This is a genomic window from Vibrio sp. 1580 (genome assembly GCF_033340055.1).
The window spans coordinates 1-517 of record NZ_JAWOVT010000740.1; the positions used below are offsets into that span (position 1 = coordinate 1).

Annotated in this window: 1 protein-coding gene; it reads left to right on the plus strand. The window is 47.2% G+C overall.

The features are described from left to right. Positions 1–517: cobalamin biosynthesis protein (locus R7093_RS28135; RefSeq protein ID WP_318147396.1), on the plus strand; the 517-nt coding region annotated here is incomplete at both ends.

The window sequence follows — 517 nt, forward strand, 5'->3', positions numbered from 1 at the left end:
CAATTAGCAGAGAAAGTAAATAACCACCATAGCTATTCACAAAGCATTCTCTCAGGAAGCCTCGCTCTTATTTTGATGACATTGCCGTGTTTGGTGCTCTTAATCGCTCTAAAGCCCTTAGTTTGGCAAGAGCCTCTGTACGAACTTGCTCTGTTACTATTAGCGTTAGATTGGCGAAGTTGCGAAACCCTCACCAAACAACTTGCCCTCGCCTTGTCGCGTGAGGATAAAACGCGCTGTCGCGAGCTACTCAAGCCTTTTGTGAATCGTGATACCGAAACGTTGTCTCTTGTCGGTATAGGTAAAGCCGGAGCTGAAACCATCATTATGGGCTTTGGTCGCAATGTAGTGTGTGTACTGTTTTGGTATGCCATCGCAGGTGGGATTGGTGCGCTCATGTACCGCTTAACCATGGAGCTAGCACGAGCTTGGTCTCCTAGCCGTCGTCAGTATGCGCCATTTGGGAAACCAGCCATTCAAATCGTTGCCGTTTTAGAGCTCATTCCATTGAGATTAT